The organism is Demequina phytophila, from assembly GCF_000971135.1.
GTDB lineage: Bacteria > Actinomycetota > Actinomycetes > Actinomycetales > Demequinaceae > Demequina > Demequina phytophila.
In genome coordinates this window covers 236,492-260,577 of record NZ_BBLW01000003.1, presented here as the reverse complement: position 1 = coordinate 260,577, position 24,086 = coordinate 236,492, and the positions used below count along the sequence as shown (strand labels likewise).

The 24,086-nt window shown below is 74.8% G+C and carries 15 protein-coding genes; 2 read left to right on the top strand and 13 right to left on the bottom strand.

Annotated features, from left to right (window positions below):
* Position 1: 1 nt before the first annotated feature.
* The 9 genes from AOM01_RS06225 to gcvP form a co-directional block, all read right to left on the bottom strand.
* Positions 2-532, bottom strand: a complete 531-nt coding sequence (locus AOM01_RS06225) for a hypothetical protein (RefSeq protein ID WP_062290580.1) — start codon at positions 530-532, stop codon at positions 2-4.
* Positions 529-1,344 (bottom strand): PP2C family protein-serine/threonine phosphatase, encoded by an 816-nt coding sequence (locus tag AOM01_RS06220; RefSeq protein ID WP_062290577.1) that lies wholly within the window; start codon positions 1,342-1,344, stop codon positions 529-531. The genes AOM01_RS06225 and AOM01_RS06220 overlap by 4 nt, the downstream gene beginning before the upstream one ends.
* Positions 1,341-2,969: an FHA domain-containing protein gene (locus tag AOM01_RS06215; RefSeq protein WP_062290575.1), complete on the bottom strand. Its 1,629-nt coding sequence runs from the start codon at positions 2,967-2,969 to the stop codon at positions 1,341-1,343. The genes AOM01_RS06220 and AOM01_RS06215 overlap by 4 nt, the downstream gene beginning before the upstream one ends.
* Positions 2,970-2,994: 25 nt before the next feature.
* Positions 2,995-5,523 carry a transglutaminase-like domain-containing protein gene (locus tag AOM01_RS06210; RefSeq protein WP_062290572.1) on the bottom strand — a complete coding sequence of 843 codons (2,529 nt, stop codon included), beginning with the start codon at positions 5,521-5,523 and terminating at the stop codon, positions 2,995-2,997.
* Positions 5,520-6,887 (bottom strand): DUF58 domain-containing protein, encoded by a 1,368-nt coding sequence (locus AOM01_RS06205; RefSeq protein ID WP_062290570.1) that lies wholly within the window; start codon positions 6,885-6,887, stop codon positions 5,520-5,522. The genes AOM01_RS06210 and AOM01_RS06205 overlap by 4 nt, the downstream gene beginning before the upstream one ends.
* The gene (locus AOM01_RS06200; RefSeq protein WP_062290567.1) at positions 6,884-7,843 is read right to left on the bottom strand and encodes an AAA family ATPase; all 960 of its coding nucleotides are present in this window, start codon (positions 7,841-7,843) and stop codon (positions 6,884-6,886) included. The genes AOM01_RS06205 and AOM01_RS06200 overlap by 4 nt, the downstream gene beginning before the upstream one ends.
* A gap of 52 nt (positions 7,844-7,895) precedes the next feature.
* The gene (locus AOM01_RS06195; protein WP_156155862.1) at positions 7,896-13,733 is read right to left on the bottom strand and encodes an Ig-like domain-containing protein; all 5,838 of its coding nucleotides are present in this window, start codon (positions 13,731-13,733) and stop codon (positions 7,896-7,898) included.
* Between the two features lie 59 nt (positions 13,734-13,792).
* Positions 13,793-14,872 carry a serine/threonine-protein kinase gene (locus AOM01_RS06190; protein WP_082110040.1) on the bottom strand — a complete coding sequence of 360 codons (1,080 nt, stop codon included), beginning with the start codon at positions 14,870-14,872 and terminating at the stop codon, positions 13,793-13,795.
* Positions 14,873-14,969: 97 nt separating this feature from the next.
* A complete protein-coding gene (gene gcvP / locus AOM01_RS06185) occupies positions 14,970-17,837 on the bottom strand; it encodes an aminomethyl-transferring glycine dehydrogenase (protein ID WP_082110039.1) in 2,868 nt (955 codons plus the stop codon).
* Between the two features lie 98 nt (positions 17,838-17,935).
* Between gcvP and AOM01_RS06180 the strand changes: the two genes are divergently transcribed.
* On the top strand, positions 17,936-18,979 hold the full coding sequence (locus tag AOM01_RS06180; protein WP_062290555.1) for a glycosyltransferase family 2 protein: 1,044 nt from the start codon (positions 17,936-17,938) through the stop codon (positions 18,977-18,979).
* Here AOM01_RS06180 and AOM01_RS06175 read toward each other — a convergent pair.
* Both AOM01_RS06175 and AOM01_RS06170 read right to left on the bottom strand, forming a co-directional pair.
* Positions 18,894-19,841: a lysylphosphatidylglycerol synthase transmembrane domain-containing protein gene (locus AOM01_RS06175; protein ID WP_062290552.1), complete on the bottom strand. Its 948-nt coding sequence runs from the start codon at positions 19,839-19,841 to the stop codon at positions 18,894-18,896. The genes AOM01_RS06180 and AOM01_RS06175 overlap by 86 nt on opposite strands.
* A complete protein-coding gene (locus tag AOM01_RS06170) occupies positions 19,838-20,707 on the bottom strand; it encodes an NAD-dependent epimerase/dehydratase family protein (protein ID WP_062290549.1) in 870 nt (289 codons plus the stop codon). The genes AOM01_RS06175 and AOM01_RS06170 overlap by 4 nt, the downstream gene beginning before the upstream one ends.
* Positions 20,708-20,740: 33 nt before the next feature.
* Here AOM01_RS06170 and AOM01_RS06165 point away from each other — a divergent pair, with 33 nt between their 5' ends.
* Positions 20,741-21,922 (top strand): glycosyltransferase, encoded by a 1,182-nt coding sequence (locus tag AOM01_RS06165; RefSeq protein ID WP_062290546.1) that lies wholly within the window; start codon positions 20,741-20,743, stop codon positions 21,920-21,922.
* A 145-nt stretch (positions 21,923-22,067) separates the two neighbouring features.
* On the opposite strand, the gene rfbB is transcribed toward AOM01_RS06165, so the two are convergent.
* Entirely contained in the window at positions 22,068-23,060 is a 993-nt protein-coding gene (gene rfbB, locus AOM01_RS06160; protein WP_062290543.1) for a dTDP-glucose 4,6-dehydratase, read from the bottom strand.
* Positions 23,057-23,959, bottom strand: coding sequence for a glucose-1-phosphate thymidylyltransferase RfbA (gene rfbA / locus AOM01_RS06155; protein WP_062290540.1), 903 nt, complete (start codon positions 23,957-23,959; stop codon positions 23,057-23,059). The genes rfbB and rfbA overlap by 4 nt, the downstream gene beginning before the upstream one ends.
* Positions 23,960-24,086: the final 127 nt, after the last annotated feature.

Genomic DNA, 24,086 nt, shown 5'->3' with positions numbered 1-24,086 from the left:
CCTACAGCAGCGCCAGCGCGATGCCGACGGCGGCCGCGAGCGCACCGGCACCACCGGCGACGGCGAGCACGCGCCGGCGGCGCCGGGCGCGCGCGTCCGCGACCCGACGCGCCTCGCGCGCCGGCTGGTCGAGCACCTGCGCGAGCGGCCCCGTGTCCCGCGGCGGCTCGGGCCACACGCCCGCCCCGGTCGCATCCTGGGTGTGCCGGATCCGCGGGTAGTAGTGCTGCGGCGCGCCGCCGAAGTCGCCGGCGCGGGCGGGGGCCGGCGGCGTGGCGTCGTCGTCGCGCGAGCCGAGGGAGGGCGGGGGACGCAGGACGCCGTCGTCGACGGGCGCCGGCGGCGGCGCGGGACGCGTGGTCGCGCCCGGGGGCTCCGCGGGCTCGGTGGCGCCTTCCGCGACGCGTCGGCGCGACAGGCGCGTGACGTCGGCGTCGCGGCGGGACGATGCGGCGGTCGCGTCGTCCGCCGCGGGCGCCTGGCGCGCGGCGCGGCGCCTGCCCGAGACGCGGGTCTCGTCCTCGCCGGTCACGCGTCCCCTCGCCTCCGCAGGCTCGGTGTCGTGTCCTCGCGAGGCGCGTCGCCCCACACCGGCCACGGCGCGGCGGCGGCGCCCGTGGGGGTGACGGAGGTGGCGTCGGCCACCACGACGGTGACGTTGTCGGTCGCACCGCGCTCGACTGCGAGGTCGACCAGCGCGGCGGCGGCGGTCTCCGGGTCGCCGATGAGACCGGCGATCTCGCCGATCTCGCGATCCTCGACCTCCTTGAGCAGGCCGTCGCTGGCCACCACGAGGCGGCGGCCGGGCACCTGCGGCACCAGCCACGCGTCCATCTCGGGGATGTCGTCGCCCACGGCCCGCGTGAGGATGTTCCTGTCCGGGTGCACGGCCGCCTGCGCCGGGGTGATGTGCCCGGCGTCGACCAGCTCCTGCACGTGAGAGTGATCCACGGTGATCTGGCGCAGCTCTCCGCCGTCGAGGGCGTAGGTGCGGGAGTCGCCGACGTTGACGACCATCCACCACGGGTGGCCGGCATGCGTGACGGCGACGGCGCCCGTGAGCGTGGTCCCGGAGGCGGCGCCCACCTCGATCTGCACCTTGGTCACGTTGCGGCGCGCCTCGAGGTGCGCGCGCGCGACGTCCTCGGGCGTCGCGGCGCCGCCGACGAGGCGCTGGAAGGCCTCCATCGCCGCCCACGCCGCCTCGGCTCCGGCGAGGTGGCCACCCATGCCGTCCGCGACCACGTACACCGGCGCCTGGGCGATGAACGCGTCCTCGTTGCGCGCGCGGCCGCCCACGGCGGTGACCCCCGCGCCGGCGACCTCCGGGGCGGCGGCGCTCACGCGAGGCTCCGGCGGCGGATCTCCACCTCGATGTCGCCGAGGATCAGCCGGCCCGCGACGGGCGTCGGCACGCCCTCGGGGACCTGCGCCTCGCGGCCGTCCGGATCCACCAGGTAGGTCCCGTTGGTGGAGCCCAGGTCCTCGACCCACCACGTGCCGCTCTGCAGCACCAGCCTCGCGTGCGCCTTCGACACGGTGCGGGTCGAGTCGGCAAGATCGAGCCTGCGCGTGCCGTCGACGGGCGGCAGCCCGCCCTGGCGGCCCAGCAGCACCGCCGACGCGTCGAACCGGTGCAGCCCGCCCTCGGACGTCAGCAGCTCCCAGGCTTCGCGCTGGCGGGTGGACACCTGCGTGCGGTCGTCGTGGTCGTGGTCGACATCGGGGGACGATGCGGCGGGCACCTCCTCCTGGGCCGTCGGCGCGGGCGGGGGAGGCGGCGGGATGATCGCGGCGTGATAGCCGGGCGGCACCGTGTCGGGCTCGGCCGCGGGCTCGACGGCGGGGGCGGGGGCGGGTGCCTGGGGCATCTCGAACGTCGGGACGGCGGCGGGCGCCTGCGGCGGCGCGGCCGCTCCGCCGCGCATGTAGGGGCTGATGGGGACCGTCGGGGTGGGCTCGACGTAGACGGGTGCGGCGACCACCGGGGTCGCGGGCTCGTCGGCGGGCTCGGGCGCCTGGTCACGCTCGGGCTCAGGCGCCGCCTCGGGCGTCGCGGCGGGGACGGCCTCGACCGCCGCCTCCCATGCGGACTCCTCGGACGGGATGCCCGGGTCTGCGTCGGGGAGGTCGCGCGGCGCGAGCTCGGCGTAGGGGGAGCGGCGCTCGGTCCGCAGGGAGTCCTCGATGCCGTGGCGCGCGAGGGACGCATAGGGCGACTCGCGCGTGACGATCCGCTCGGTGGTGGGCGCGGGCTCGGCGACGGGCTCGACGACCTCGTCGTCGCCGGTGAACGGCTCGATCGGGTGCATCTCCTCCGCCGCGGGGGCGGTGAATCCCCACGACGGGGTGGGAGCCGGCTCCTCGTCGACCGCCGTCTCGGGCGCGACGGCCGGCGCCGCCGGCGCGGTGAGGCTCGACGGCTCGGCGACCGGAGCATCGTCCCCCGGCGCGACCGCGCTCACGGGGACCGTGCCGGAGACGGGGCGCACCAGGCCGCTCCATCCCACCACGGCGGCCCACAGGCCCGGCGCGACGGCGGCGAGCACCGGCAGCCCGGCGGGAAGGGAGTGGTCGAGCCCGAACCGGTGGGTCTGGACGATCCACATGACCCATGCCGCGGTCCCGGCGACGGCGGCGAGGCCGAGGCCCGCGAGGGCGATCGTGCTGGAGGAGGCCAGCAGCGCCCCGAAGGCCCAGGTGGCGAGGCCCAGCCCGGCGACCGCGCGGGCGATCACGGTGCCGGCGACGGTGGACTGGGTGAGGTGTGCCAGGACGGCGTAGCGGACCACGGGGATCCATGCGAGCGCCGCGCGGGCGCCCACCTTGCGGTACACCGCGCCGAGCGCCAGGCCCATCCACACGAGCCCGACGACGAAGCCCCCGACCACGGCCCCGGCCAGGGCGAACCCGCCGGGCGCGCCGAGCGCGAGCTCGTCGGCCACCTCCGTGAGGACACCTGCCGTCATCGTCCTGCTCCTTCCCTCGAGCGCGTCATCGCCGCCCCTTCGACGTGGACGAGGCCGGCGACGGCACGTGACGCCACCGCTCGTCGACGCGCACCGCGTCGCGATCCGATGGCGACTCGTCGCCCCGACCGCCCAGCAGCGACCGGGTCGACAGACGCGAGGCGAGCCTACGCCACCGACCCTGGCGCGATCGGAGCTCCGCGCGGTCCTCCGCCAGCATCGCCCAGGCGCGCGCCGCATCGTCCCTCCCGACGCCCTCCCGGGTGAAGGTCGCCCGGTCGGCGAGCTCCGCGAGCGCGAGCCCGTTCGCGGTCCCGTACGCGGCCGCGAGCTCCCGGCGGGTCGCGAGAGGGAGCGGCGGCAGGCCCGCGTCGATCCCCAGGTCGACGTACTCGTCCCAGCCGCCCTCGGCGGAGGCGCGCGGGTCGCCGCGGCGACGGCGTGCGCGCCTCGCTCCCTTCGCCACCAGGATCGCGATCACGGGGCCCAGGAGCAGCAGCACGATGGCCCCGGCGCCGAGCGCGAGGAGCACGCCGTCGGTCAGCCAGCCGAGCCCCTCGTCGACCGTGGAGGCGGGCTCGCCGCTGCCGCTGCGGCCCTTGAGCGCGGCGACGGCGTCGATCGGCTCGGCCCGGTCGGGGTCGGTCGCGGTCGGCAGCTCCGGCTCGCTCTCGGTCGCGACGGACGGCGTCACCGGGGTCTCGTGCTGCGGGGTGACGTCGACGGCGATCCAGTCGCCCGCGCCCGACCGGACCTCGGTCCATACGCTCATGTTGCGTCCGCGGCACACGTCGACGCAGGCGGGCGGCGACCAGCCGTGCACGTCGGTGTCGGCGAGGCGGACCCCCACGACCACGCGGGCGGGGAAGCCGAGCTCCGCCGCGAGCAGGGCGACGGCGACGGAGAACTGCTCGTCGTCGCCGACCGCGGCGACCAGGGCCGCGTCGCCCGCGCCGTCGCCCGCCTCCGCCTCGCGCTCGAGGAGGGACGCGAACAGGCGGTCGATGCGGTCGAAGGAATGGCCGGCGGCGGACGGCTCGAACGAGTAGGCGCCCAGCTCGGCGACCCAGCGGGGCGAGCCGTCGGCGGCGAGCGCGTGGCTGAGATAGCCCCGCGCGCGCAGACGCTCGATGAGCTGTGCCAGCCCGGCGCCGTCGCGGGTCGCCCCCTGCAGCTCGACCCACTCGCGCAGCGACTCCGGCACCAGATCGGCCGCGATGCCGGAGGCGCCCGGCGAGGCCCCCGCCTCCGCGAGCGTGGTGGGCGCATCCGCCCCCGACGTGACCGTCAGGGAGTCGCCCGACGCCACCCCGCCGTCGATCGCGATCACCGCGGCCGTCGCCTCGGGCGCGTAGTAGAACGAGTCCGCGAGCGCCGCCGCGCGGGGACCGGCGAAGGTCGCGCCGCCCAGCGGACCCGGCACGGGTGCCCACGGGCCCTCGAGCGCGTCGATCGTGACGGTCGCCCGCAGCGTCTGCTCCGCGTCGAGCGCGAGCGAGGACGGCACGCGCTGGAAGCGCAGCGGCGTGTAGCCGTCAGGGGCGACCGCGGTGAAGGAGCTCCCGTCGAAGAACGGCAGCGTCGCCACGCGGATGCGCTCGACCGGCCCGGTCACGTCGGTCACCTCGAACAGCGGGGCGTCGTAGAGGTCGTCGGCGAAGTAGGCGCGGTACGTCGACAGCGGCGACACGGAGCGGTCCACCACCAGCCGCGGCTCGATCGCGGTGCGCGCCACCTCGCGCGGCTGCGACCGCGCGACGGGCACGGCGATGGTCACGCCGATCGCGAGCGCGAGCACCAGCACGCCCGCCCCGAGCGCGAGCCGCCCGACCGCCTGGCCGGGAGCGCGCTCGCCGCGGATGCCGCCGCCGGCGGCGCGGAGCGCGCGGCGCCGCTCGAACGCCATGCGCCACAGCATCCAGGCCAGGGTCGCCGCGAGGACGCCGAGCCCGATGAGGATCTCCCTGCTCAGCCCCCCGAACGCGCCGGGAAGGGCGTCGAGACCGGTGCGCGCCGCGGGCCCGATCGCGATCGCCGCCGCGAAGGCCGCGCCGCCGATCGCGGCGGCCGCCCCCCAGCGCCGCTCGCGCGTCCCGGCCCACACCACGCCTGCCGACGCCGCGACGATGAGCACGAGCGGCACGGCGAGCGTCGAGCCGTACGAGCCGAGGGGCGTCGGCAGCGTCACCACGTCCTTCCACCCGGTGACGGGCGCCTCGAGCGCCGCGACCACGGCGGCCGCGAGCCGCTCGGGGTCGGAGGTCGCGCCGGGGATCGCGACGAGCACGGCCGCCGCGAGATAGCCGGCGGCCGCCAGTGCGATCAGCACCGCGATGCCGCGGCGCAGCGCGATGGTGAGCACGGCGGCGAGCAGCCCGACGGCGAGGCCCGCGACCACGACGAGGCCGTACCGCGACACCACCGCGTCGACTGGAAGATAGACGTGGCGCAGGGTGAGCCAGATCGCCTCGCCGATCGTCAGCGCGTACAGGCATGCGGCGATCAGCACCGCGCCGGGGACGGCGCGTGCGACGTCGCGGTCGCGCCGTCTCATCCTCGGGCCGCCCCGCGGGCGAGGAGCTGGCGCAGGTCCTCGAGCACGCCCAGGCTCACGAGCTGGAGGCCCGCCAACGCGTGCGTGCGGGGCTCCGACGAGGGATCGCACACCACCGCGCCCACCGCGACGTCCGAGGGGAACCGCAGCGCGGCGGTGCGCAGCCGGTCGTGACCGAGCGCGGAGCCGGTCACGAGGACCGCGAGCGACGTGCCCTGGTCGTCCTCCGCCACCATGCGGGTGACGGTGGCGAGATCCATCGCGGCGTCCGTCGAGTCGACCGCGGTGAGGTCGTCCAGGAGCGCGCGCGGCGAGTCGACGCGGAGCGCCCGGAGCATGCGGACGGACGCCCGGGCGAACGCGGGCACCTCGCCGCTCGCGACCGCGCGGACCTCCCGGCCGTCGCGGATCGCGCGCGTGCCCAGCGACGCGAGCGCGCTGACGGCCATCTCGAACTCGTCCTCGTCCCGGTACGAGCCGGCGTCGACGTCGAGCACCAGCGTGAGCAGCGACCGTCGGGTCTCCTCGAACTGGCGGACCATGAGCGTGCCGGTCTTCGCGGTGGACCGCCAGTGGATGTGCCGGCGCGCGTCGCCGCGCTGGTAGTCGCGGATCGCGTGAAAGGAGATGTCCTCGCTGGTGAGGATCCGCACCGCCTGACCCTCGAGGTCTCTCACCCAGCCGAGCGACGTGCTCGGGACCTCGACCGTGCGGGGGTGGATGTACAGGGTGCGGACCTCGTCCCACGCGAGGTGGCGGCGCAGCAGCCGCAGCGGATCGGTGCGGGTCGACGCGGCGGGACCCACGGGCACGATCCCGCGCCGTCGAGGCGGGATGACGATGCGCTCGGACCAGCGCGCGCCGCCGCGCAGCAGCGGCACGTGGAGCTCGACCAGCGCGTCACCCACGGGCAGCTCGACGAGCCCGGGCAGCGCCGCGTGGCGGCCCTCGTTCTCGACGACGATGTCTCCCGCGGCCTCGTCGCCGGCGACCACGGCGTCGCGCTCGAGCGCGAAGTCGACCCGGTAGCGCACCTCCCCGAGCAGGAAGGGCACGGCCGCGACGAGGAGCACCACCGCGACGATGCCGCCGACGAGGGCCTCCTCCCAGCCCCACCCGAGACCGAGCGCGAGACCGCCCGCCGCCCAGGCGGCGACCGCCCAGCCGGCCGGGGTGACGACGGCGCGCGCGGCGGTCCACCCGGCGCCGAGCACGTCGGCCGCGGCGCGCGCCGCCCGCTGGGCCTGCAGGCGCGCCCCGACCGCCCTCGCGCGCGGCACGTCGGCGACCTCGGTGCGCGTCGAGTACGTCCCGGTCGCGCCGCTGCGCGTCCGGGTCGCGGTGCGGTCGGGGCGCTCGCTCACGCGAGGTCCCGCTGGCTGGGCGGCGCGGTGTCGAGCAGGATCTGCCCGATGACGGCGCCCTGGCTGACGCCGTCGAACTCGGCCTCGGGGTCGAGGATGAGCCGGTGCGCGAGCACCACCTCGGCGAGGGCCTTCACGTCGTCGGGGACCACGTAGTGGCGTCCGTGCGCGAGGGCCCACGTGCGGCTCGCGCGCGCGAGCGCGATCCCCCCGCGCATCGACGCCCCCAGCCTCACCTGCGTCGCGGTGCGGGTCGCCGCGACCAGCCGGGCGATGTAGTCGGAGATGAGGGGGTGCTGCTGGACGTCGTGCGTGAGCGCCGCCATCGCCGTGATCGCGTCGAGCTCCGCGATCGCCGGGACGGTGACGCGCTGCGGGCGCCCGGGCTCGAGGATCCGCAGGGTCGCGGCGTGGTCGGGGTAGCCGAGCGACGTGCGCATGAGGAAGCGGTCGAGCTGCGCCTCCGGGAGCGCGTACGTGCCGGCCTGCTCGACCGGGTTCTGGGTCGCGATCACCATGAACGGCGCACCCACCTCGCGCGTGACGCCGTCGACGGTGACCTGGCGCTCCTCCATGACCTCGAGCAGCGCGGACTGGGTCTTGGGCGAGGCCCGGTTGACCTCGTCCGCGAGCACCACGTTCGCGAACACGGGACCGTGGTGGAACTCGAAGCGGCCCTGGTCGTACACGGTGACTCCCGTGACGTCGCCCGGCAGCAGGTCGGGGGTGAACTGGATGCGGGTGCTGGTGCCTCGCACTGTCTCCGCCATCGCCCGCGCCAGGGACGTCTTGCCGGTGCCGGGCACGTCCTGGAGGAGCAGGTGCCCCTCCGCGATCATCGCGGTGAACGCGAGCTCGACCACATGCCGCTTGCCCACGATCGCGCGCTCGACGTTGTCGGCGAGCTTGCCGAAGGTGGTCTCGAACCACTGGGTGTGCTCGGAGGTCAGGGCCACAGCGGCCTCCTTTCGTGAGGGCTGGCGGGGGGACGATGCGGGACGCGGCCGGTCATGGCGCCTCCGTCGGGTCGGGATCGGGTGGGGCGCCGCCGCACGTGACGGTGGCGGAGGTCCAGTCGGAGATGCCCGCGAGGGCGCCCTGGAAGCCGACCGTCACGCTCGCGGCGCGCATCGCCGAGGGATCGGTGGTGGGCGCGCCGTCGCCGTCGAGCATGGTGACCTGCGGGGCGAAGTGGGACGCAGTGCCGCCGAGCGTCGCCGTGGGCGCGGTGCCCACCTCGCACGACGGGAAGGCGACAGTGGGCCGGTAGAGGGCGCCGCCGTCCGCGGTGACGTCGGTGGTCTGGTTCGAGCACGTGCTCTGGCCGCCCCCGAAGTCGACGCAGTAGTAGGCGACCACGGAGACCGCACGCCCGGGGACCATGACGTCGGAGAAGGTGCGCGACGTGGTGCCGTCGGAGCCGCGGTACCAGAGCGTGAGGCCCTGGCGCGGCTGCCACTGCGGGTCGCGCTCGAGCGCCGTGGTGCAGGAGGTCCCGCCTCCGGCGCACGTCGACGCGACCCGGTATCCGCGCTGCAGGACGGGTGCTCCGGGGTCCGCGAACGCGGCGAAGGTGACATCGACCGTCGCGGCCTGCCCGAACGTGCGGGAGTCGACGCGGCTCTCCGCGCACACCGTGACGGTGTTGGTCGCGTTGGCGTCGACTGGCACGGTGAGCTGTGCGGTGCCTCCCGATGCCTGGACGGCCGCGTCGCAGCGGCCGCCGACGATGCGCCCCACCCAGGTGGTCGAGCCGGCGCCGCCGGAGGTCACCGTGGCGGTGATGGTGGCCTCGCCCGCGCCCGTGCTGTACGTGTGGGTGGCGGCGGTGATGGTGGGACGTCCGACGCCGTTCGCCGTCAGGGTGACCGAGGTTCCCGCCGCCGCGGCGCCGTCGACGGGTGGCAGATCGAACGCCGTCAGCGGCGTGAGCACCACCTCGACGGGCGTGTTGGAGCCGATCGCGATCCCGTCGAGCCGCTGCGTGCCGGGTCCGATCGCGACGGTCTGCTCGGTGCCGCCCGCCGCGACAAGGATCCCGCTGGTCGACGCGTCGGACACGTCGAGCACCAGGTCGATCCGCTTGCCCTCGCCGGACGTCACGGTCGGCTGCCACGAGACCACCCGCGGCGTGGCCGGGGGCGCGTACGCCCACGCCGTGGTCGAGGCCGCCGCGCGCGACCGGCCCACGGCGTTGACCGCGTACGCGGTGTAGGTGACCTTGGTGCCGTTGCTCAGGCCCTCGATGGGCGTGCACACGCCGCGCGCGGTGCACGTCGCGACGGTGCTGCCGCCCGCGGTGATGTCGAAGCCCGTGAGGGCGGGGTAGGCGCCCGCCGCCGCTCCCGGCGTGACCGCGAGGGTCACGGAGCCGTCGCCGTAGTCCACCTGGGAGACGCCGCCGGGGGCGCGGGGGTAGCCCAGCAGGTCGAGGCTGATGCTCCCCGCGCGATCCGCGGCGCTCACGCGCCCCTGGGCGTCGCGCACCCGGAACACGGCGTCGCACACGCCGCCGGTCGCGTCATCCGACCAGGTGGCCCGCACCTGGCTGGCGCCGACCACGGAGAACCGGACGTCGGGGCAGTCGCCCCCACTGACGCCGACCACCTCGAGCGGGGTGCCCGGCAGCGGGTTGACCTCGCCCGCGGCGCCGACCACCGTGAGGGTGCAGCCGTCGCCGTCGGCCTGCGAGCACTGCGCGACGACGGCGCCGCCCTTGGGCAGCTCGGACGGCGCGGGCCCGACCACGAGCGACAGCACGCGCGGCTGCACCTCCGGATGGTCCGCGAGGGAGACGGTGACGGACTCCGCCCGCCCTGGTGCCGCATCGTCCCGCGCGGCGATGCGGAGCCGCGACCCGTCGCGGGTCACGTCGAAGAGCTGGCCCGAGTAGGTCGCGACCACGTCGACGTCGTGCGCGGCCGCGCCGTCGGGCCAGCGCACCATGCGGCCCAGATCGAACGTCGCGGCGGATCCGGGCGAGAGCTCGAGCGAGGCGCTCACCAGCGTGGGCACGGGGTCGGCGGGCACCACCGTGACCGGGATCGGGAGGGTGGTCCACGCGTCCTGACCGTCGAGCCGCACCGCGACCATGCAGGTGTCGGCGTAGGGGGCGCCGTCCCCGGCCGTGTACCGGACCGTGGACGGGCCCCGCGCCTCGCAGCGCGCCTCCTCGCGCGCCCCGCCGGCACGCACCTGGGACGCGTCGAGATCGATCGGGGTGCCGGCGGGCATCGCGAGCAGCGCGGCCACGTTGACGGACGCGGCGTCGCCCTCGTCGACGGCGATGCGGGCGTCCTCGCGCAGCGCGAGCCGCAGGTCCTGGCCTCCGAGGACGCGCAGGAAGCCGTAGCCGACCGTGGTGTCGCCCGTGAAGTCGGCGCCCTCGACGCGGAACGGGACGATGCGGGTCTCGTCGGGGAGGGGGCCGGAGATCCGGGAGCCGTCGAGGGTGAGGTCCTCGGGCTCGCCCCACAGCGACAGCGTCAACCCGGACGTGTCGCCGCTCGCCCATGCGACGGAGTCCGCGAGGACGTCGACGCCGGTGGTGAACGTGTCACGGTTCTCGAGGGTGAGCACCGTGTCCGCGACGATCGGCACGTCGGCAACCGGCTCGCGGACCGCCTTGAGGACGATGCGTCCCTGGGCGATCGACCCGGTGGCGTTGCGCGCGGTGTAGAGGAACGCGGAGGTGCCGACCTCGTCGCCGACCGTGAAGGTGACGAGGCCGTCGGCGAGGGCGGCCTCCCGGTTGTCGGCGGCGGGCATGAGCGCGGCCAGCGCCGCGTACTCGTCGGTGCCCTCGGCGGCGTCGGGGCGCACCTCGACGAGCTCGAGCGTGCCGCCGGTGAGGTCGACGTCGTTGGCCAGCGGCTGGACCACCACCTTGCGTCCCGACGCGGCCTGCGCCTGCACGAAGTCCGTGTAGGTGACGGGGGCCGGGTCCGCCTCCACCGCGACCACGCCCACGCGGGCGATCGCCGTCGCTGCGCGGCCGCGCGCGTCGACCACGCGGAACTCGAACTCGTCCTGACCGGCGAAGCCCGGGGTCGACGAGTAGACCAGGGCGGCGCCGTCCACGCTCACCCGCGCCGCTCCGGAGGCGGGCTGCGAGGTGACCGCGTCGAGGCGGACCTCGTCGCCGTCGGGGTCGAGCCCCGTGCCGTCGAACTCGAGCCGCACCTCCTCGCCGGAGGACGCCCGGCCGGCGAGATCGTGGGGGGTGGGCGCGGCGTTGTCGGTCCCGTCGGTGACGGTGAGCACCACCGCGGCGGCGGCTCGCTGGGCGGGGAATCCGAGCACGTACGACGAGTAGGGGATCCGGTACGTGCCGGGCCTGTCGGGTGCGAGGATCCGCACCAGCGGGCCCGCGGCGAACGCGAGCCCGCCCTCGTCGGGAGCCTCGACCGAACCCGCGTCGAGCGCGACCACGGCTCCGGCGGCGGCGACGTCGTTGTCGAGGACACGCACGTCGACCTGCCCGCCGGCCCGCACGGTGATCGGATCGTCGGCTGCGAGCGGCGCGGTCGGCACCGCCGCGTCCAGCAGGATGACCGTGATCTCCCCGCGGACCGTCATGGCCGCTCGCCCCGAGCCGTCGGACACCGTGTAGGACACCACGCCGAGCTCGCCCGGTTGCCCGTCGCCGGTGGTGCCCGATAGCCGCAGCGCGCCGTGGCCCACCACCGATGCGGCCACCCGGGCGCCGTCGCTCGCCTCGACGGACGCGTCAGAGAGGAGGAGGACGCGTCCGCCCGGGTTCGTGACGGCGTCGAGGACGTCGACCGTCACGTCCTCGTGTGGACGGACGAACGCGGTGAGCGGGACGGTCCCCAGCGCCTCGTCCTGCGGTGCGAGGACGGTGACGCGGGCGGTGCCCCGCGCCTGCAGCGACCCGTCCACCACGGTGACGTCGACCGCGTAGGTGCCCGGCGCATCGGCGCGGAAGAGGACGCCCGCGGCGTCGGGCGAGACCTCGACGGCCGCCCCGTCCGCGGGGTCCACGCTCGCCTCGGTGACGCGCGCGGCGCCGGCGCCTCCGACGACACGGTCCGCGAAGTCGATCGCCGTGCGCACGCCCTCGAGCGCGGTGACGGCCAGCGGCTCGACGCTGAGGCGCGCCGCGCTTGCGACGGAGATCCGCAGGCGCTTGGTCGCGGTGGCGCCCGCGGCGTCCGCGACGGTCACGGCGACGTCGATCTCGCCCGCGTCGCCGCCGTGGCGCACCACCACCTCGCCCTCGGGCGACGCCGCCACGGCGACCTCGGGATCCTGAGCGACGGCGTCCCGCACGTACACGGGGTCACCCTCGGGGTCGACCCACCCGTCGAGCACGTCGACCGTGACCGAGCCCCCCGACGCGATCTGCGGCGCGGGCCACTCCGTCACGCAGCCGTCGACGCCGCACCACTCCGGCGCGGAGTTGCCGCGCGCGACCGTGAGGGTCACCGTCGCGGGCTCCGACAGACCCTGGTCGCCGGTGCCGTCCGTGACCGCGTACCGGAAGGTCGCGACGCCGGTCGCCCCGGGCGCCACCGTGGCGACCAGGGACTGGCCGTCGTCGCCGATCGTGATGGCCGCGAAGTCGCGGGGCGGCTGGGTGAGGCTCGCCGCGTCGATGGTGAGCAGGTCGCCGTTGGCGTCGTGGTCGTTGAGCAGCACGGGCAGGCGGACCTGCCGTCCGGCGCGCACGCCGAGGTCGTCGTCCTCGGCGACCGGCGGCCGCGGGTCGCGGATCTCGGTGGTGACGTCCTCCTGCGGCGTGTCCGTGGTGGTCTGCTCGTCGGGCACCCAGTCCTGGGACGACCGGACGAGCGTCCCGGTCGGCACCTCCCACACCCATCCCGAGCGTGACTCGTTGAGCACCATGCGCGAGCCGTTGGAACGCAGCACGGGCTCGCGGCGCTCGCCGAGCGTGGCGCCCGCGTAGTCGAGCGGCACGGTGGGTCCGGCCGAGCTCCACAGCGTCCCGCCGGACTCGCCCTCGGGCAACCACGCGGCGTACACGACGCCCGCGAGCTCGGTGGGCGCGGCCGGGACGCCGGCGCTCGCGTCCGAGCCGAACACGCGCATCGCGGCGGAGCCGTCGCCCGGCATGATGACGAGCCCGCGTCCGTCCGCGATCCGTACCGCCGCGTCGGTCGTCGCGCTCTGCAGACGCGCGTCCGGGTCGGTCTCGGTCGCCACCGCGCCCTCGACGCCCTCGCGCCACAGCGCCCCGGTCTCCGCCTCGAACAGCACCCACTCACCTGCGGCGAAGGACACCTGGTAGGTGCCGTCGTCGGGGACGTCGGACACCGGGTCGACACCGAGGACGCCCGCCGTCGCGTCGGCCCGCACCACCCCGCCGAGACCGGGCGAGTAGGCGGCGACGTCGCCGTCCTGCGTCACGGCGACCGCGACGGCGCGCATCCCGTCGCCGCCGTCGAGGGCGAGCTCGTGCGGGTCCAGCGCGGTGCCCTCGGAGAACGATCCGACCAGCACGTCGCCGTCCTCCGCGAGGTACGCGACCACGTCGCCAGCGGCCGCGATCGCGGTGGTGCCGGGGGGAGTCTCGACGGTCCCGGAGGCGCCGAGGGCGAGGTCGACGGGCTGGCCCGCGTCCAGCTCCGTGGCGGTGGTGTAGCCGGCCGAGAGCACCAGCAGGCGGTCGTCGTGCTGCAGGATCTCCGACGGCGACTCCACGTCCTTCACCGTGTCGACCTCGGCGAGCTCGGTGTTGACCCGCGCGTACCGCTCCCCCGCGCCCGTCTGCAGCGCCCACACGGTCGGGTCGACGGCGACGGCCTCACGCTCGTCGAAGCCGGGTGCGAGCACCGCGGCCACCGCGGCGCCCGCGAGCACCACGCCCGTGACGATACGCGCCGCTCGGCGGCGCCGTGCGGCCGTGGCTCGGCCGACGTCCGTCACCCGCCGCCCCACAGCGTGACGATCAGCAGCGTGGTCACCGTCGCCGCGGCCGCGGCGCCGAGCGCCCACGCGACCACCGTGCGGGGCGTCGCGTGCGGCGGGCGCGCGAGCGTGCCGGTCGCGGTGGCGCGGCGGCGCGCCGCGATCGGGACGTGCGAGCGCACGGGGCCGCGCGGCGCATCGTCCACCGTCACCCGTGAGGCCTGGGCCCACGCGTCGGTGGGCACCTCGAGCGGCGTGACGGGCAGGCCCAGCTCACGCTGGACGTCCTGGAGCGCCTGCCCCAGCGCGAGGGCGTGGGGGTAGCGGTCGCCGGGATCGCGGCGCATGCCTCCCGCGAGCGCGGCCTCGAGGGACGCCGGGACGTCGTCGCGGCCCGTGGGCCGGTAGCGCGCCTTGAGGATCCGCGCCTTGAGCTGCTCGGGCGGGAGCCGCCTGTCGGCGTCGTCGAACGGGCTGTGCTGCGCGAGCAGCGTGTAGACGGTCGCCGCGAGGGACCAGACGTCGGACGCGACCGTGCCCGAGCTCATGCGGTCGATCACCTCGGGGGCGGACCACGGGGGGCTCATCGCGACGTCGTCGGCGTCGCCCGCCATGACCGCTGTCGCCACGCCGAAGTCGGACAGGACGGGGTGGCCGAACTGCGTCACGAGGATGTTCGACGGCTTGATGTCGCGGTGCAGCATGCCGATGCGGTGCGCCGCCTCGACGGCGGATGCGATCTGCACGCCGACGCTCAGCACGTCCTCGACGGGGATCCGCTCCGAGCGGTAGCGGTTCGCGAGCGACCCGGGGCAGTACTCGACCACCATGAACGGGCGTCCGTCGCCCGACACCGAGGCCTCGTGCACCGTGAGGATCGACGGGTGCGCGCTGAGCGCGGCCATCACGTCCGCCTCGACGCCGAGCGCGCGTGCCGAGGACGCCTCGACCCTGGCGTGCAGCACCTTGACCGCCACCTGCCGCCTCGGCATGTCCTGCTGGAACAGGAACACGTCGGCGAACCCGCCCTGACCGAGCGGGCGCACGTACGTGTACCCGGGCAGCACCGGCGGCTGGAGGGCCTGACGTGTCATGGCCCGCCGAGCCCGGGGTGGCGACGGCAGGTCAGCGGGCTCATGCCGACAGCGTAGCCATGCGGGAGGCGGGGGCGGCGGTGCGCGCGGGCGTGCCTCAGGCCTCGTACTCGTCGAGCGGGGGGCACGCGCACACGAGGTTGCGGTCCCCGTGCGCGTTGTCGATGCGTCGCACCGGCGACCAGTACTTGTCGGTGCGCAGCGACGCCACCGGGAATGCGGCCTGCTCGCGCGGGTAGGCCTGCGTCCACTCGTCGGCGACGACCATCGCGAGCGTGTGCGGAGCGTGCCGCAGCGGCGAGTCCGCGGCCGCGATCTCGCCCGCCTCGACCGCGGCGATCTCCTCGCGGATGGTGATCATCGCGTCGATGAAGCGGTCGATCTCGCCCAGGTCCTCGGACTCGGTCGGCTCGACCATGAGGGTGCCCGCGACGGGGAAGGACATGGTGGGCGCGTGGATGCCGAAGTCGATGAGGCGCTTGGCGATGTCCTCCGCGGTGATGCCGGTGTCCTTGGTGAGCGGGCGCACGTCGAGGATGCACTCGTGGGCGACCAGGCCGCCGGGGCCGCGGAACAGCACGGGGTAGTGCGGCTCGAGGCGCGCCGCGACGTAGTTCGCGGCGAGCACCGCGGTCTCGGTCGCGCGGCGCAAGCCGGTGTGGCCCATGAGCGCGATGTAGGCCCACGAGATCGGCAGGACGCCGGCGGAGCCGTACGGGGCGGAGGACACGGGCGCGCCCTCGCGCGCAAGCTCGGCGGGCGACTGCACCGGGGCGAGCGACCGGGGCAGGAACGGCACCAGGTGCTTGGCGACCGCGACCGGGCCCACGCCCGGACCGCCGCCGCCGTGCGGGATGGCGAACGTCTTGTGCAGGTTGAGGTGCGACACGTCGCCGCCGAAGTGGCCGGGCTTGGCGACCCCCACCAGGGCGTTGAGGTTGGCGCCGTCGATGTAGACCTGGCCGCCCGCGTCGTGGACCGCGGCGCACACCTCGCCCACGTGCTCCTCGTACACGCCGTGCGTGGACGGGTAGGTGATCATGATGCAGCTGACGCGGCCCGCGTGCGCCGCGATCTTCGCGTGGAGGTCCTCGAGGTCGACCTCGCCGTCGGGCGCGGTCGCGACCACGACCACGCGCATGCCGGCGAGCACGGCGGAGGCGGCGTTGGTGCCGTGGGCCGATGCCGGGATGAGGCACACGTCGCGCTCGCCCTCGCCGTTCGCCAGGTGGTACGAGCGGATCGCGAGCAGGCCCGCGTACTCGCCGCGCGAGCCGGCGTTGGGCTGCACGGACACGGCCGCGTAGCCGGTGATCTGGGCGAGCCAGCCCTCGAGCTGCCCGATCATCTCGCGGTAGCCGGCGGTCTGGTCGGCCGGCGCGAACGGGTGGATCTGCGCGAAGCCGGGCCAGCTCACCGCGGCCATCTCGACGGCCGAGTTGAGCTTCATGGTGCACGAGCCGAGCGGGATCATCGTGCGGTCCAGCGCGAGGTCGCGATCGGCGAGGCGACGCATGTAGCGCATGAGCGCGGTCTCGGACCGGTAGCTGGTGAAGTGCGGGTGGGTGAGGTACTCGGACGAGCGCCGCAGGCCCACCGGGATCGCGACGGTCGGTCCGGTGTACACGGGCCGCTCCGCGCGGCGGTCGAGGATCGCCTCGAGCAGCGCGGTGAGGATCTCGGGCGTGGTGCGCTCGTCGCACGCGATCGCCACGGCGTCCGCGTCGAGGCGGCGCACGTTGATGCCGCGCGCCGCGGCGCGCGCGACCACGGAGTCCGCGCCACGCGGCGCCTCGACCACGATCGTGTCGAAGAAGTGGTCGTGACGGATGCTCACGCCGCGCGCGCGGAGCGCGTCCGCCAGCGTCGAGGCCATGCGGTGGACGCGCAGCGCGATCTCGCGCAGGCCGTCGGCGCCGTGGTAGACCGCGTAGAAGCTGGCGACCACGGCCAGCAGCGCCTGCGCGGTGCAGATGTTCGACGTCGCCTTGTCGCGGCGGATGTGCTGCTCACGGGTCTGCAGTGCGAGGCGGTAGGCGCGGTCGCCGTCGACGTCGACGGACACGCCCACCAGGCGGCCGGGGAGCTGGCGCTCGAGGCCCTCGCGGACCGCGATGTAGCCGGCGTGGGGTCCGCCGAAGAACAGGGGGACGCCGAAGCGCTGGGTCGAGCCGACCGCGATGTCCGCGCCGAGCTCGCCGGGCGCCTTGATGACGCACAGGGACAGGATGTCGGCGGCGACGGTCACGAGCGCGCCCGCCTCGTGCGCGAGGTCGATCAGCGTGGAGACGTCGCGCACCAGGCCGGTCTGGCCGGGCTGCTGGATGACGAGCCCGACGAGGTCCTCGGGGGCCTCCCAGTCCTCGCCCAGCTCCTGGACCTCGAGCGGCAGCCCGATCGCCTCGGCCTGCGCGCTCACCACCGCGATGGTCTGGGGCAGGCACTCGGCGTCGAGGACGATGCGTCCGCCGTCCTTGCCGCGGACCGCGCGGCGCATGAGCAGCACGGCCTCGGACACGGCGGTGGACTCGTCGAGCAGCGACGCGCCCGCGACGGGCAGCGCGGTGAGGTCCGCCACCATCGTCTGGAAGTTCAGCATGGCCTCGAGGCGGCCCTGGGAGATCTCCGCCTGGTAGGGCGTGTAGGCGGTGTACCAGGCGGGATTCTCGAGAACATTGCGCTGGATCGCCATCGGGGTGATGGTGTCGTGGAAGCCCTGGCCGATCATCGACACGTTCACCGTGTTGCGTGCGGCGAGGCCCTGCAGCGCGGCGAGCACCTCGGCCTCCGAGCGCGCCTCGGGAAGCACCAGCACGTCGTCGCCGCGGATCGACGCGGGCACCGCGGCGTCGACCAGCGAGTCGAGCGACCCGTGGCCGACGGCGGCCAGCATGGTCTCGAGGGCAGGGGCGTCGGGTCCGATGTGGCGGTCGGCGAAGGAGGTCACCGGCCCATTCTTGCGCATCGTGCCGCGTACCTCGGCGGGGTGTGGCGCACTCCACGCGTCGCGACGCGGCCGCGAGCGCACCGTGGACCGCGCGAGCGCGCACTAGCCTGGAGGGCGTGAAGGTGGTCATCCAGGTCCCGTGCCTCAACGAGGAGACGACGCTGCCGCTCGTCCTCGCGTCCATCCCCGCCGCGATCGACGGGGTCGACGAGGTCGAGGTGCTCGTCATCGACGACGGCTCGACCGATCGCACGGCCGAGGTCGCGCGGGCGTACGGGGCGACCGTGATCCGTCACGCGCGGACCATGGGCCTCGCGCGGTCCTTCCGCGACGGCGTGGATCACGCCCTGCGGTCGGGTGCGGACATCGTGGTGAACACCGACGGCGACAACCAGTACCCGCAGGAGCGGATCGGCGACCTCGTCCAGCCGATCCTGGCGGGCGAGGCCGAGATCGTCATCGGCGACCGCCAGACCCACACGATCGCGCACTTCTCGCCGTTCAAGAAGGCGATGCAGCGGTTCGGGTCGTGGGTGGTGAACAAGGCCGCGGGCACGGACCTGCCCGACGCCGCCTCGGGCTTCCGCGCGTACTCGAGGTTCGCGCTGTACCGGCTCAACATCGTCACCCAGTTCAGCTACACGATGGAGACCATCATCCAGGCGGGCAACAAGCGCCTCGCGATCGCCTCGGTGCCCATCGACACCAACCCCAAGACGCGCGAGTCGCGCCTGTTCTCCAACATGTTCGAGCACATGGCGAAGTCGGGAATGGCGATCCTGCGGTCGTCGATCATGTTCCGCCCGTGGGCCGTGTTCACCGCGCTGGCGACGCTGTTCGGGGTGGGCGGGCTGATCCCGTTCGTGCGCTTCGCGGTGCTGCGCCTCACCGGGGACACGGGAGACCACGTCCAGTCGCTCATCCTGGGCGGCGCGCTGGTCTCCGCGGCGCTGCTCGCCATCGCGCTGGGGGTGCTGTCGGACCTGCTGCGCACCAACCGCGTGCTCGCGGAGGATCAGCTGGAACGTCTCAAGGAGCAGCAGTACGGCCCGGTGCACCGCATCGAGCCGGCGGTCACCCCCGAGGAGGAGCTGCTCCAGGGTCCCGAGGCGCTGCTGCGGGATCCGGACGTGCCCCGCCCGGACGCCGCGCACCGATGAGGATCCCCGCCCCCAGGCCGATCGCGTCCGCGGCGGTCATGAGGAAGCGGCTCACGAGCGCGAGGCTGAGCGCCTGCGCGGGGGTCGCGACGGGCCCGAGCGCGAGCACCAGCGCGGCCTCCCGCGCGCCCACCCCGGCGGGTGCGATCACCACGAGGAATCCGACCAGCCACGCGAACGCGAACGCGCCGGTCGCGACCAGGAGGCCCGCGCCCGGCGCCAGCTCGCGCAGCAGGAGCCAGGCGTGGAGGCCGAGGATCAGCCACATGAGCGTCGACCACGCCGCGGAGGCGAGCAACGCGCGGCCCCCGATCCGGGCGGGCTCCTCGTCGCGTCGGGTGAGACGGAACGCGAGCGCGACCACGCGCGCGAGCACCGGCGGCACCAGCAGGGCCGCCAACGCGGCCGCGACCACCAGCACCCACCAGTAGGTGGCGAGCGCGCCCGGCACCGACAGCAGCAGCCCCAGGGATCCGACCACCCCGGCGGTCACCACGCCCACCACCATCGCGACGATCGACCCCGTCATCGCGCGCGGCCTGCTCACGCCGTGGTCCCGCGCGAACTCCGCCTGCGCGAGGACGGGCCACACGGATCCGGGCACGTACTTGCCCACCTGCGACAGGAGGAACACGCGCAGCGCCTCGGGCACGGTCGCGGTGAGCCCGATCGCCCTCATCACCGCGCGCCAGGACAGCGCGTTGACTCCCAGCGCGAGCACGCACGCGAGCAGCGAGCCCGCGATCGCTCCCCACGTGAGGTCCCGCAGCGCCGCGGAGACCTCCGGCCAGCTGGACGCGACCGCCCACGCGAGCAACGCCACCGCGACCGCGAGGAAGCCCCACCTCAGCGCCCGCTTCATCGCGCCTGCCGGTTCCACATGTCGCAGATGCCCTCGGCCAGGGGCACGCGCGGCTTCCAGCCGAGCGTCTCGCGGGCGAGGCTCACGTCGAGCCATGTCGAGTCGGGGTCGACGCCGCGCGAGGGGAGACGATCGACGCGCATCGCGTCCGGGCCCACCGCGGCGCCGAGCAGCTCGACCAGCTGGGCGAGCGACGTGGGCGTGCCCGAGCCGACGTTGACCACGGCGGGCGGCTCATCGGCCGCGATCACCCGCGCGACCGCGGCGACCACGTCGTCGGCGTGGACGTAGTCGCGCGCGACGGCGCCGTCCCCGTGGAGCGTGACGGCCTCGCCGGCGCGTAGCTCCCGCATCCAGATCGCGAGCACGCCCTGGCCGTGGGCGCCGCGCTGACCGGGCCCGTACGCGTTCGCGATGCGGACCGCGGTCGACCGCAGCCCGGCCTCCGCGAGGATGCGCTCCTGCGCGAGCTTGTACGCGCCGTAGGCGTTGGGCGGGGCGGGCGCGTCCGCCTCGCGGTAGGGCGGCCGGGCCGGCGGGCCGTAGACCGCGCCGCCCGAGGACAGCAGGACGATGCGCGGCGCGGCGGGGGCCCCGGCCGCGGCTCGGGCGAAGGTCCGGAAGGCGTCGAGCTCGGCCTCGACCGCGGCGGGGTCCTCGGCCGCGACGGTCGGCGTGATGCCCCCGGCCGCCCACACGATCACGGGGACGTCGGCCGCGCGCGGGGCCAGGGCATCGTCCACCACGACCGGATCATCCCTGGTGAACCCCGTGATGCGGAGGCCGCGGGCGCCGAGCCCGGCGGCGATGGCGGAGCCGAGGAAGCCGCGGGAACCGACCACCGCAGCGTCATACACTGTGCTCACCCACCAGCCCCTTCAGGTATCGGATGTCATCCTATGGCTCTGCCGCGCGTGCTCGTCCTGACGTCGACGCTGCCGGCACGGGCGGGCGACGGGACCCCGGCGTTCGTCGAGGATCTGGCGCGCGAGCTGGGTGAGGAGTTCGAGGTTCGGGTGCTCGCGCCCGCGGTTCCCGGCGGCGCGGCGAGGGAGCGGCTCACGGAGACCGTCGAGGTGGTGAGGTACCGCTACTTCCCGTCGCGGTGGGAGGACCTCGCGGACGGCGCGATCCTCGAGAACGTGCGCGCGCGCCGGTCGCGGCTGGCGCAGGTGCCGTTCCTCCTGGGCGGCCTCGCGACCGCGCTGCGGCGCGAGATCCGTGACTTCCGGCCGGATGCGATGCACGCGTTCTGGATCATCCCGCAGGGCATGATCGCGCGCCGCGCGATGGCGGGCGTCCCGACGGTGGTGACCACGCTCGGCGGCGACCTGTACGCGCTCGACAACGGTCCCGCGCGCGCGGCGAAGTCACGCGTGGTGCGCGCCGCCGCGGCGGTCACGGTGATGAACGCGGACATGCGCGAGCGCGTGCTGGCGTTGGGGGCGGACCCGGAGACCACGCACGTGATCCCCATGGGCGCGCGGTTCGTGCAGGTCGCTCACGACGACCGCCAGGTGTCCAAGCCCGCCACGTGGAAGCACCCCGTGCACCTGCTCGCGGTAGGGCGCCTGGTGGAGAAGAAGGGCTTCGACGTGCTGCTCGAGGCGCTGCGGCTGTCGCGCGCGCGGCTGGACCTCACCATCGTGGGCGACGGGCCCGAGCGGGCGCGCCTCGAGGCGCTCGCCCAGGGGCTGCCCGTGACGTTCCGGGGACAGCTGAGCCGGGTCGAGCTCGACGAGGTGCTGTCCCGCGCGGGCATCGCGGTGTTCCCCTCGCGACGCGCGTCGACGGGCGACCAGGACGGTCTGCCGGTCGCGATGCTCGAGGCGATGGGTGCGGGCTGCGCCGTGATCGCGTCCGACCTGCCGGGCCTCAACGAGGCGATCGAGGCGGGTCGCTCCGGCGTGCTGGTGCCCGAGGGCGACGCGGCCGCGCTGGCGCGCTCGCTCGAGGTGCTCGCCGAGGATCAGGAGCTGCGCGCGTCGCTGGGCGCGGCCGCGCGGATGCGGTCCCGCGCGTACTCCGTGGAGGCCGTGGGCGAGGGCTATCGCGAGCTTTTCCGCCGGATCCTGGGCTGAGGCGCGACGCCGCCCGGCCGGCCCTGACCACTCTCCACACGCCGACCCGCCTGGGAGCGCTCCCGCGATGCCACTCGCGTCGCATCGCCCGACCAGCACACGTGAAGTTGCAGAATCCGTGTGGAGAGCGGTCGACGGGGAGGCGCTACCGCCCCAACCGCTGGTACCTGAGCTCGGTCTCGAGCTTCTGGGGCCGCCACCAGGCCTCGTGCTCGCGGTACCAGTCGATGGTCGTGGCGAGGCCGGCGCGGAAGTCGCCGTAGACGGGCTCCCAGCCGAGCTCCTCGCGCAGCCGGGTGGCATCGATCGCGTAGCGGAGGTCGTGACCGGGGCGGTCGGCGACGTGCTCGAAGTCGTCGGGCGCATGGCCCATGAGCTCGAGCACGGTCGCGATGACGTCCTTGTTGGACGTCTCGCCATCCGCGCCGATGAGATAGGTCTCCCCGATCCGACCCGACTCGAGGATGGTCCACACGGCCCGGTTGTGGTCGTCCACGTGGATCCAGTCGCGCACGTTCAGCCCCGCGCCGTAGAGCTTGGGACGGACGCCGTCGATGAGGTTGGTGATCTGGCGTGGGATGAACTTCTCCACGTGCTGGAAGGGTCCGTAGTTGTTGGAGCAGTTCGACAGGGTCGCCTCGAGCCCGAAGGACCGCACCCAGGCCCGCACCAGCAGATCCGAGCCGGCCTTGGACGCCGAGTACGGCGACGACGGGTGGTACGGCGTGTCCGGCGTGAACCTCTCCGGGGTGTCCAGCGGCAGGTCGCCGTAGACCTCGTCCGTGGAGACGTGGTGGAAGCGCACGCCGTGACGGCGAGCCGCCTCGAGCAGCTGGAACGTGCCCACCAGGTTGGTGTGGATGAACGGCGACGGGTCGTCCAGCGAGTTGTCGTTGTGAGACTCCGCCGCGAAGTGCACCACCGCGTCCGCCTCGCGCACCAGCGCGTCGACCATCTCGGGATCCGCGATGTCGCCCTTGACCAGCGTCACCCGCGGATCCTCGGGCACCGAGGCCGCGTTGCCCGCGTACGTGAGCAGGTCCAGCACGGTGACCTCGACGTCCGGCCTGGTCGACAACGTCAGCCGCACGAAGTTCGCGCCGATGAACCCCGCCCCGCCCGTGACCAGCAGCCTCATCGGGCGGCCCCCGAGGCCTGGGCGGCGCCGGCACGCTCGCGCGCGAGCAGGTCCAGGAGGTACTGGCCGTATCCCGACTTGACCAGCCCCTCGGCCCGAGCGCGCAGCTCGTCATCGGACAGGAACCCCCGGCGCCACGCGATCTCCTCGGGCGCGCCGATCTTGAGACCCTGCCGGCGTTCGACGGCCTGCACGAACTGGCTGGCCTCGAGCAACGAATCGAACGTGCCGGTGTCGAGCCATGCGGTGCCGCGCGGCAGCACCTCGACGTGGAGGGACCCGCGCGCGAGGTACTCGCGGTTGACGTCGGTGATCTCGTACTCGCCCCGCGCGGACGGGCGGACGGCTCGCGCGATCTCCACCACGTCGTTGTCGTAGAAGTAGAGGCCGGGCACCGCGAACTCGGACCGCGGACGCTCGGGCTTCTCCTCGAGCGACAGCGCCCGCCCGGTCGAGTCGAACTCCACCACGCCGTACGCGCGCGGGTCCGCCACCCGGTAGGCGAAGATCGCGCCGCCGTCGACCTCCGCGAACCGCTGCAGGTGCAGGCCCAGCCCGGGACCGTAGAACACGTTGTCCCCGAGCACCAGCGCGACCTTCTCATCGCCGATGAAGTCCGCGCCGATGGTGAACGCCTGTGCCAGCCCGCCCGGGGTGGGCTGCTCCGCGTACTCGAGCCGGATCCCGAACTGCGAGCCGTCGCCGAGCAGCCGGCGGAACTGCGGGAGGTCGTGCGGCGTGGAGATCACGAGGATCTCGCGGATGCCCGCGAGCAGCAGCGTCGACAGCGGATAGTAGACGAGCGGCTTGTCGTACACCGGCACCAGCTGCTTGGAGATGCCCTGCGTGATGGGGTGCAGGCGCGTCCCTGAGCCGCCCGCGAGGATGATGCCGCGCATGGGCGCCAGTCTGCCGTGCCGGGACTGTGCGGCGCCACCGGCCGTACGCGACCCGGCCCGGGCATCGTCCCCGGGTTTCGGGCGGATGCCCGAATGTTAAATGTGTGCGACGGGCCCGCCACCCGGG